Genomic DNA, 9,462 nt, shown 5'->3' on the forward strand with positions numbered 1-9,462 from the left:
GCCGATGTGATGCCCGCAGGCACCATCGCGTGGGTTCAGGACGTGGAGAACCCTGAATAATGGACAGACAGATCGTCTACCCCGCGCAGATCCCGCTGGACAGCGACCAGCTGAACGCCCAGCGCAATGCGTATGTGGGTCTGGGCCAGCTTGCGGCCATGGCTTACGGCTGGTCCACCGTGGCCGCCAGCGGCTTTGCCTGCGCGCCCGGAACCGGGCTGGCCGTGACCGTCGCGCCCGGATCCCTTCTGGCCCCCGGCGTGGTGGATGCATCCGCCTATGGCACGCTTGCCGCCGTTTCCAGCGCGCTGGTGCGCCAGTACGCCAGCCGCGATCCCGTCACGCTGGCGGTGCCGGGGGCAGGGGCGACCTATACCGTTTATGTCACGCCCGCCACGGTCGATACGGATGATACCGTACTGCCGTTCTACAACGCCGCCGACCCGTCCGTGACCTATGCCGGTGCCGATAACAGCGGAAAGACCGCGCCCACCGTGCGGCAGGACATGGCGCAGATCGGCATTGGCGCGTCCGTGCCGGATGGCGCATATCCGCTGTGGACCATAACCGTTCCCGCCGGGGCCACGTCCATCACGGCGGACATGATCGCACAGGCGGGTGGCGCGCCGTTTTACGACACCATCCCGCAGCTGCAGGCGGCCAAGCAGGATGCACTGGGCTTCACCCCCGTGCAGCAGGGCGGCGGCCCCAGCCAGACCACCGACAAGATCAACCTGGGTCAGGACGCAACCTATTCCGGCCTGCTGCGCATAGCGATTGATGGCGTGGACAAGGGCACCCTGCTGTCCGGCACGTATCTGGCCACCATCACGGGTACGACCGGCGACCTGCCGGGCATGGGGCTGTGGTTCCAGAATGCGACGCAGCGCCCGGCGTTCACCTACCAGGACGCCACGGGCGCGCCCAAAATTATCGACCTGCCCAACCAGGCGGACGTGCAGCAGGTCCAGACCAACCTGACGGCTGCGACCGCCAATCAGGCCAATGTAAATGCCACCCTGTCCGCTGATATCAGCGACTGTGTATCCGGCGTTTACGGTAAGGGGGCGGGTGATTACCAGATACAGGGTCTGTACCAGCAGGAGTCCACAGGCCGCCCCATTGCGGTCTACAACAACGGAACCGCATACGTTTTCGAAGGGATCGCGATTACAGCGGACATCACAACGGTCCAATCCAACCTGACTGCATTCCAAACTTCGCAGGCAAACACCAACGGGACGTTCACCAGCGAAATCGCTGCGCGCGTTCCAACGAACGCTGTGAATGACGGGGTAAATGCCCCTATCACGCTGTTCAACTACTACCTGGGCAACGGCACGCCGTGGGCTTCAGCAGGTGGAGTATCCTTCAATCTGGTAAAATCCAGTCCCGCGTCCGGATGGAATTATTCGGTAAATATAACGTCCGGGAATAATGGGGGTCTGTATGTCACCGACAGCACGGGCACCCAGAACGTATATTACCCAGCATCATCCCAGAACGTAAGCGGGTCTTATAAAACGTATGTCGTTGATGGCATGCGCTTTCTGTCATTCAAGATCATGGCTTCCGATGGGCAGCAGATTGCATTCCCAGTCGCGTTCAGCGAAGCACCTGATGTTGCCGTATCGTCAAGTGAAACCCGGGACGGCAAGGGTAACTCGGTGACCGCCAACGTTTATTACGGCACAACCACACAATCTCAGTTCAGCGTCCATCTGGCACAGTATGGCGCGGCCATCCCCTCTACAGCCCCGGTCGAAGTGACCGTTATGGCTATGGGTGCAGCATAAGGATACTGACGCATGACCGTCACAGCACAGAACTACATCCTGTACCGCACGACCGCCCTCATATACCAGCCTGCATCCTATACCGGGATTGATGGGAAAACCGTCACGCCAGCCGCCGTGACAACGCAGGCCGTCGGTTACGTAGTGGGCACGCAGATGCTGTTTTCCCTGACAGGCATTACCGTTCCGGCGGGTTTTGCCTACGCGCTGGATGCCGACGGGAAATACCCGGTGGGCAGCATCTATACGCTGCCTGCCGCGTCCTGACCGGACCCGCAACCCACGCCTGCCCGACCGCCGTTGAGGCGGTTTTTTTATGAGAAGATGAATGAGCGAAACCACCACAATGCCACCACCCGCGCCGCAGCCATCCGCGCGCTGCGCCACGGTCGAGGATCTGGCGCGGGTGCGTGAACGGCTGGCGAAGGTCGAGGGCGGGCACGACAACCTGCGCGAAGGGCTGAATACCCTGTCCGTGCAGTTTTCCGACCTCAGGCGCGACCTGACCCGCACCGTAGCCGACAACGCAGCCCGGACGCGGCGGGAAATCATGGGACGCGTGGACGACATGACCGACACCGCCACCGCCCGCGACAGCGAAATATCCGGCAGGCTGGCCCGGATCGAGGGCGGGCTGAAGCTGACATCATGGATGACCATGACCTTCATCGTGCTGGCCACCGGCCTGCTGGGCTGGGGGCAGATTGGCGATGCCGCGTGGTCGCTGTGCAGACGCGCCTTCGGTTACGGACCATGACGGACACAGGACATGACAGCATGAATGCAGGAACCCCGCGTGGCATCCGCAACAACAATCCTGGCAACCTTGATTTCGTGGGGCAGGCCGGGGCGCATCTGGAAACCGGCGTGCCCGACCCGCGCTTTGCCGCGTTCCCGACCATGGGTGACGGCATCCGGGCGTTGCGCGACCAGCTTGCGCGCTACGGCGCGCGCGGGCTGGACACGGTCGCCGCGATCATTGGTGTCTATGCCCCGGCCCGTGAAAACGCCACGGCCACGTACGTCGCGGCCCTGTGCGCGCAGCTTCACGTGACCGCCGATACGGCTTTGGACCTGAATGACCCGGCCACCATGCGGCAGATGATCTGCGGCATTACGCGGATGGAGAACGGGCCGGGCCATGTCGACATGGCGCAGATCGACCGCGCGCTGGATGCCCCGCCCACATGACCGGCACGACGAGCAGCCGGGTTTTCGCCCCCCGCGTCATGACACGGCGCGGGGGCCGGTTTTTTTCAATCCCGGGACAGGCGACACGGGCCGGTGGCCCGTCGCCGGGTTCCGGCAAGGCCAGTGGGGCATGACATGACCAACAACCAGAAACCACGCGCCGCGCTGGTGGCATTCAATCAGGTCCTGTCGGGCAATACGGCCAGGCTGGGCGGGCTTGGGGCCTTCGTCGTGTTCGTGCTGGACGCGGTGCCGGCGCAATACACGCTGTACGCCGCGGTTTTCGTGCTGGCCTGTTCGGCCGTGTCCGCGCTGGTTCCGCCACCGCATGCCGGCAGCCGGTGGGCCGTGGCGTATCAGGTCATCACGACGATCGGCCTGAACATCGGCTGGGCGGAAAACCACTTCAAGCCGGGACAGTCGGGCGTGCGGGTGCCGCTGGTGGACAAGCCCGCCGCGAAACAGGCCGTGGCCTCGGCCGGTATTCCGGTCCTGGACCGCAGGGGCCAGCCCGAAAAAACGCCAGCGAAATAGGGAAGACAGCCCCGGCGCTAGGTGGATGGCCGATGCAATCCGGGGCTGCTTTCACGATCATATGCAACTTCAAGGCAGAAATATGTCGCGAAGTGCAAACAATGCTCGCCGCGTGCGTAACCGGCGCCACGCAACCGCCCGAATGGAGGTTATTCATGCATATCAGTCTTTCCCGCCGGTCCCTGCTGCGCGCCGGGGCCGGAACGCTGGCGGCCGGCTTTCTGTCCGCCTGCACGGCCACGAAGTCCGGCACGGTCACGACCATCACCCTGAACGTGGCCGAGGTCGTGGATTACGGCAATGCCATCCTGTCCTTCGCCAGCACAGCCATCAATGTGTCGTTCATCGCAAGCGCCATGGGCACGGCGAACCTGGCGCTGGCCAGCACGGTCATTGCATCGCTGAAATCCGCGCTGGCCGCGTTCCAGTCCGCCGCCGGATCCAGCACATCCGTCAGCTATGACAGCGCCAGCGTCAGGGCGGCGTTCGACAGCATCCTTGCCGACGTGGAGAAGGTGGATACCCTGATCATCGCGGTCATCACCGGCACGGCGGCCAACCTGTCCAGCAATGTGGTGTCGGAGGCCAGGACGGCGGCCGGGGCGGCGGAAACGCTGATTTCCCTGCTGAAAGCCATGGTCGACCTGTCCGGCCCGCGCCTGCGGGGCGCATCACCACAGGCCGGGCAGGCCGCGATCGGGCGGATCGCCATTTTCGTGGCGGCACGACCATGACCACCCATGCGCTGGCGGGCGTGGGGCTGTTTGTCAGCGGGGCCGCGTTTTCGCAGGTGCTGGCGTTGGGAATCGCGGCATGGCGGGTGGTGCGGCGCAGGCGGCAGGTTGTCCGGGCACTCGGCCCGCCCGCGCCGGACCCGTCCGGCACCGGGCCATCATGCGGGTCATAGCAAAGTTTCTGGCACGGCTTTTTTCAGAAAGCTTCGAAAGAACGCTGTCTTTTTGAAAAATGCGACGCCAGGAAATATTTATTTATCAAGAAGTTATCTTCAACCGCGTCAGGATGTGGCGTCAGGCCCGCGTTTGCGCGCGGGCAGCCGCAATTCGCTGGCCAGCACGCCCGCCACGATGCACGCGGCCCCCGCCACGGATGTCGCGGGCAGCACGTCGCCCGCGATCCAGCCGACAAGGCCGCCCCATACCGGCTCGCCCGCGTAAATGATGGTGGCGCGGGTGGGGGAAACCGCTTTCTGCGCCCAGTTCATGGTCAGCTGGATCAGCACGCTGGCCGTACCCAGCCCCACGCCGCCCGCGACCCATGCCCAGGAAAAGGCGGGCAGGCTTTCACCCATGACCGGCATGGCCGCCAGCGCCAGCACGCCCGTCACCACCAGCTGCACCACCGTGATGCGCCGGCTGTCGCCACGACCGGCAAACCGCCCGATCAGGATGATTTCCCCCGTCGTGGCCAGCGCCCCCAGCAGGGTGGTGGCCTCACCGGGGCCAAAGGCGCCCGACACCGCCCCCGTGCCCGACAGCAGCATGAGGCCACAGAAGGCCAGGCCGATGCCCACCCAGCTCATCACATGGGGGGGACGGCGCAGCACGACCCATTGCAGCAGCGGCACCATGGGCACGTACAACGCGGTCAGGAAGGCGGAGCGGCTGCTGCTGATGGTCCGCAGCCCATAGGTCTGGCTGACATAGGCCACGCACATGCACAGCCCGATGGCTGTGCCCGCGCGGATTTCCGCCGCCGTCACCCCCAGCAGCATGCGGTGGAACACGGCAATGCCCATAAGCGACGCGGTGCCAAAGCGCACGCCCACGAAAAACAGCGGCCCGCAATACTGCTGCACCAGATGCACCGCCAGGAACGTGCCCCCCCAGAAGAAGGTCACGGCCATGAGCGCCACCTCCTGCCGGGATACGCGGATCAGCGATGCCATGACCCGTTTCCCTTCCTGCTGGTGGCCGGGTCGTGCGCCCGATGCGTCATGAACATCTCCATGGGGTTTTTCCCGCGCCGGGCAGGGGGCTGCCCGGCAATGCCTTCCTTTTGTTTCCATGCCGTTGTGACCCGTGCGGCGCGTGCAGGCAACCCCGCCCACGCCTGTCGTGTTGATGGCATGACCCATCAGCACCACGGACAGGGACCATGGACACGCATGACCATACAGCCATCATTCACACCGGCGACCGTGGGGGAGGGATGGCTGCAGCTGGGGGAACTGGCGCTGGCGTTCGTGCTGTCGGCGCTGGTGGGGCTGGAGCGGGAGTTCCGGCAGAAAAGTGCCGGGCTGCGCACCTATACGCTGGTGGGGGTGGCGTCGGCGCTGTTCATGCTGGTGTCGAAATACGGGTTCAATAACATTCTTGACAGCGGGCGGGTGGTGCTGGACCCGTCGCGTATCGCGGCGCAGGTGGTGTCGGGCATCGGATTCATCGGCGGCGGTGTGATCTTCATGCGCCGCGACGTGGTGCGCGGGCTGACCACGGCGGCGTCCGTGTGGCTGACGGCGGCGCTGGGCATGGCGTGCGGGGCGGGGCTGATCGCGCTGGCGGTGGCGACGGTCGTGGGCCATTTCATCATCATGCTGGGGTTTCCGCGGCTTGCGCACCTTGTCCCGCGTGACCATGCGGCGCGGTCGGCGGGGCTGTTCATATCCTATCCCGACGGGCGGGGACTGCTGCGCGCCATCCTGATCCGCTGTTCGCAACTGCGCTTCACCATTCACCGCGTGCGCATCGAACCACCGGCCGGCACGGTGGCGGATACCGATGCATTGCAGGACCTGCGCGACCGCCAGCATGACACGACGGCGTCCCCCGCCGGGGACGCGGCGGCACCCGCCACGGTCACGCTGTTCATAAAGGTGCGGGGCAGGCGGCCGCTGTCGCACCTGGTGGCGGCACTGTCGGACATTGACGGCGTGATTGGCGTGGACACCGAGGAAGCCGACAACGACCCCGACTGACCGCGCCACGGGGCGGGAATTGTCAGACCGGCAGGTCCACGCCGCCATCAGCCGTGCGTGCCACCGGGGCGGTGGCCACCACCGCGCCAACGGGCAGGGGGGCGTACAGATGGGGAAACAACTGCCCCCCGCGTGAGGGTTCCCACCGCACCACCGCCGGGTCCAGCAGGGACAGGTCCACCGCCACCAGCACAAGCCCGGACTGCCCGCTGAAATGCTTGTCCAGCGTGCCCGCCACCTGGTCTGCCGCAGACAGGTGGATGAACCCGTCGGCCAGGTCGGCGGGGGATCCGGCAAGGCTGCCAGCGCGGGTCAGGGCATCATGTTCATCAGGTGTCAGGATCTTGTATACGATACGATCGGTCATGGGGTCTTTCCTGTCTGCACGGCGCGACCATAGGCCATGGGCGTGGCCCCGCCAACCGGGTCAGCGCGCGGCCTGCCGTGCGTAATGCCGCCCCGCGTGCAGCACCCACAGCGCCACCAGCGCGATGCCCACGCTCCACCCCAGTATGGCGTATGACCCGGCGGTGGACAGTACCACGCCACCGCACAGCGCGCCCGCGCCAATGCCGGTGTTGAAGCCGGTCACGCAGAAGGAGCACGCGGCCTCACGCTCCGCCGGGGCCAGTTCGATGGCGTAGCTCTGCGGTGTCAGGTTCAGCAGGGCCGCGACCACGCCCCAGATCACCATGTCCACCCAGACCAGCCCCGGCAGCCACCCCGACGCCACCAGCAGCCCATGGCAGAACACCATGGCGATGATGGACAGCCCCATTGTCGTGCCGGCCGACCACGGCAGCCGCCCGCCGGTCCAGTTGCCGCCAATGCCCGCCACGCCATAGACCAGCAGCAGCACCGGAACCAGTTTTTCCGGGCTGCGCGGAATGTCGTGCAGCAGCGGGATGATATAGGTATAGGCCGTGAAATGCGCCATGATGACCAGCATGGTCAGCACCGCGATATAGCGCAGCAATGGCTGGCGTAGCAGCACCATGATGTTGAGGTGCCTGCGTCGGGACGGCAGCGGTGGCAGCAGCGCCAGCAGCCCCCCCGTGACCACCAGCGCCGCCACCCCGCATATGATGAACGCCGCCCGCCAGCCCAGCCATTGCCCGATGGCCGACGCCATGGGAATGCCGCAGGCAAACCCCATCGCCACCCCGGTAAACGCCAGCGCCGTGGCGCGGGTGACCGGCAGGTCCGGCGCCAGCCTGACCGCGACCCCCGATATGATCGACCAGAAAATGCCATGCCCCAGCGCCAGCACCACGCGCAGCACCGCCATGATCGCGTAATTGGTGACGAACGCGCAGGCAATGTCCACCACGCCAGCCAGCGCCAGCAGCCCCGCCACCAGCACGCGCCGGTCCATGCCCGATGTCAGGAGCGTGAGCGGAATGGCGGTCAGCGCCACCAGCCACGCATAACCCGTGACCAGCATGCCGACCGCGCCATCGGACACATTCAGCCCGTGGGCGATATCCGTCAGCAGGCCAATGGGCAGGACTTCGGTCACCAGCCAGATGAATGCCCCGATCGAGAGCATGCCGATACGCATCATGAGCACGGACACCATAGTGGATTGACAACAGGCGCGACACCGCGCGCAGGCAACGGCGCGCCCGGCCGCTTTAGCCCCATCGAAGCGTTACGAAAAGGGGATGATCATGAAATCGTACCGGAAACGGACGAAAGGGGCTGGCTTTTGGCGTCACGACGCGGCACCCTGTCACCACGCCAGCACAGCAAGCCGTGCCATGCGCGGGTATCCAGAACAGAGGTCAAGCGTCGTGATGCGCCCCCAGAATGACAATTCCAGTCCGGCCGTGCTGCATTTCCCGCGCCGCAACATTCTTTCCCCGCGTGAGGCCTCGCACTACCTTGGTATCCGCCCGTCGCACCTGCGCGCCATGAAGTGGCTGCGCTGCGGGCCGAAACCCATCTCCATCAACCGCCAGACGCTGTATACCGAAGCGGAACTGCGCGATTTCCGCCTTGGGCTGCTCCATGCCGTGGGGGTGGCGGAACAGGGCGGTCCCTACCGCGAAATACATGGCCACCCCCCGGCACAAACGGCCGGGACGGACAGCGCGGAAGGGGAGGCACCCGCGACCGACCCGCTGCTGGTGCTGCTGTCAGCCAACCTGATCCGGCGCCGGGCCCTGGGGGTTTCCCTGTGGGGCATGCTGCTGCTGGGCATTGGCATTGACCTGATCCTGTTCTGAGCCGCCCGGTCGCAGGGCGCGGCGCGAAGGGCAGGGGACAGGACATAAAAAAAAGGGGCGTCCCGGCATGGGACGCCCCCTTTTTCGCGCTACGATGGCTGCAGATTACTGCTGCGGGCCTTCGTGGTCGTGTTCGCCGTGCTCACCACCGTGCTCGCCATGTTCGCGATCACCATGTTCGCCGTGCTCACGGTCGCCGTTTTCACCGTTCTGGCCGTTTTCTTCATGGTGCTTGTCATGATGCTTGCCGTGGTGTTCGCCGTGATGCTCACCATGGCGACCCTGTTCGTTGGTGTCTTCAGCGTGGGCGACAACCGGCAGGGAAAGACCAAGGACAGCAGCCAGGAGAAGGGACTTTTTCATTATATTCAATTTCCTATTTTACCAATCGGGTTTTAGAAACCTGCCGTCGCCTTATAAAATAACAACCAGCGGCAAGGAAGCCTGTACCAGTAAATTATTTGTAACAGAGTGCATCATACCAGCGGTTATTACGGAACATTGTTGCGGATACGATATGTCATGCTTCCTCATGCACGAAACCGTCATCAGGCCGGACATGGGATGCGTCATGCGCACGGGCATGGCCGCGACGGTTCTTCCATGCATGGATCAGGGCTTCGCGCCATTCTTCATGCGGCTCTTTGCGGGGGCTGGGGGTGGAGACGGCTTGCGTATTCATGATCCGGAAACCTCCTGACAAGGCGCCAGCACAGGCGCGGGCAGGGACAGCCTAAGAGCCTGAATCAGAAAGCGGTTTGATTGATTTTTCGCAGAA

At 64.6% G+C, this 9,462-nt stretch carries 15 protein-coding genes; 11 read left to right on the forward strand and 4 right to left on the reverse strand.

The genetic code is table 11. The features are described 5' to 3' along the window. The first annotated feature begins 59 nt into the window (after positions 1-59). The 8 genes from GEU01_RS17280 to GEU01_RS26445 all read left to right on the forward strand — a co-directional run bounded on the left by GEU01_RS17280 (position 60) and on the right by GEU01_RS26445 (position 4,428). Positions 60-1,796 (forward strand): hypothetical protein, encoded by a 1,737-nt coding sequence (locus GEU01_RS17280; protein WP_019087082.1) that lies wholly within the window; start codon positions 60-62, stop codon positions 1,794-1,796. A 12-nt stretch (positions 1,797-1,808) separates the two neighbouring features. Continuing rightward, positions 1,809-2,063, forward strand: coding sequence for a hypothetical protein (locus tag GEU01_RS17285; protein WP_019087083.1), 255 nt, complete (start codon positions 1,809-1,811; stop codon positions 2,061-2,063). A gap of 61 nt (positions 2,064-2,124) precedes the next feature. Next, complete coding sequence (locus GEU01_RS17290) at positions 2,125-2,553, forward strand: hypothetical protein (protein ID WP_010510043.1); 429 nt, start codon at positions 2,125-2,127, stop codon at positions 2,551-2,553. Next, positions 2,550-2,987: a hypothetical protein gene (locus tag GEU01_RS17295; RefSeq protein ID WP_019087084.1), complete on the forward strand. Its 438-nt coding sequence runs from the start codon at positions 2,550-2,552 to the stop codon at positions 2,985-2,987. Before GEU01_RS17290 ends, GEU01_RS17295 begins: the two co-directional genes overlap by 4 nt. After that, entirely contained in the window at positions 2,984-3,121 is a 138-nt protein-coding gene (locus GEU01_RS25900; protein WP_157212882.1) for a hypothetical protein, read from the forward strand. The genes GEU01_RS17295 and GEU01_RS25900 overlap by 4 nt, the downstream gene beginning before the upstream one ends. A 1-nt stretch (position 3,122) precedes the next feature. Further along, positions 3,123-3,521 (forward strand): hypothetical protein, encoded by a 399-nt coding sequence (locus GEU01_RS17300; protein WP_019087085.1) that lies wholly within the window; start codon positions 3,123-3,125, stop codon positions 3,519-3,521. A gap of 155 nt (positions 3,522-3,676) precedes the next feature. Then, entirely contained in the window at positions 3,677-4,255 is a 579-nt protein-coding gene (locus GEU01_RS17305) for a hypothetical protein (RefSeq protein ID WP_019087086.1), read from the forward strand. Beyond that, on the forward strand, positions 4,252-4,428 hold the full coding sequence (locus GEU01_RS26445; RefSeq protein WP_019087087.1) for a hypothetical protein: 177 nt from the start codon (positions 4,252-4,254) through the stop codon (positions 4,426-4,428). Before GEU01_RS17305 ends, GEU01_RS26445 begins: the two co-directional genes overlap by 4 nt. Before the next feature lie 108 nt (positions 4,429-4,536). Here GEU01_RS26445 and GEU01_RS17315 read toward each other — a convergent pair whose 3' ends face one another. Beyond that, the gene (locus tag GEU01_RS17315) at positions 4,537-5,427 is read right to left on the reverse strand and encodes a DMT family transporter (RefSeq protein WP_019087088.1); all 891 of its coding nucleotides are present in this window, start codon (positions 5,425-5,427) and stop codon (positions 4,537-4,539) included. A 60-nt stretch (positions 5,428-5,487) separates the two neighbouring features. On the opposite strand from GEU01_RS17315, the gene GEU01_RS17320 reads away from it, so the two are divergent. Beyond that, entirely contained in the window at positions 5,488-6,456 is a 969-nt protein-coding gene (locus GEU01_RS17320; RefSeq protein ID WP_019087089.1) for an MgtC/SapB family protein, read from the forward strand. Between the two features lie 22 nt (positions 6,457-6,478). Here GEU01_RS17320 and GEU01_RS17325 read toward each other — a convergent pair whose 3' ends face one another. Further along, positions 6,479-6,823 carry a DUF952 domain-containing protein gene (locus GEU01_RS17325; protein WP_019087090.1) on the reverse strand — a complete coding sequence of 115 codons (345 nt, stop codon included), beginning with the start codon at positions 6,821-6,823 and terminating at the stop codon, positions 6,479-6,481. 60 nt (positions 6,824-6,883) lie between these two features. Further along, complete coding sequence (locus tag GEU01_RS17330) at positions 6,884-8,020, reverse strand: MFS transporter (RefSeq protein WP_232272601.1); 1,137 nt, start codon at positions 8,018-8,020, stop codon at positions 6,884-6,886. A 232-nt stretch (positions 8,021-8,252) separates the two neighbouring features. Between GEU01_RS17330 and GEU01_RS17335 the strand changes: the two genes are divergently transcribed. Continuing rightward, positions 8,253-8,684: a hypothetical protein gene (locus GEU01_RS17335; protein ID WP_019087092.1), complete on the forward strand. Its 432-nt coding sequence runs from the start codon at positions 8,253-8,255 to the stop codon at positions 8,682-8,684. A 129-nt stretch (positions 8,685-8,813) separates the two neighbouring features. Further along, entirely contained in the window at positions 8,814-9,083 is a 270-nt protein-coding gene (locus tag GEU01_RS17340) for a hypothetical protein (protein ID WP_232272602.1), read from the forward strand. 121 nt (positions 9,084-9,204) lie between these two features. Here GEU01_RS17340 and GEU01_RS26450 read toward each other — a convergent pair whose 3' ends face one another. Continuing rightward, a complete protein-coding gene (locus tag GEU01_RS26450; protein ID WP_019087094.1) occupies positions 9,205-9,366 on the reverse strand; it encodes a hypothetical protein in 162 nt (53 codons plus the stop codon). Positions 9,367-9,462: the final 96 nt, after the last annotated feature.

Source organism: Komagataeibacter europaeus LMG 18890, from assembly GCF_000285295.1.
In the GTDB taxonomy this organism is placed as follows: domain Bacteria; phylum Pseudomonadota; class Alphaproteobacteria; order Acetobacterales; family Acetobacteraceae; genus Komagataeibacter; species Komagataeibacter europaeus.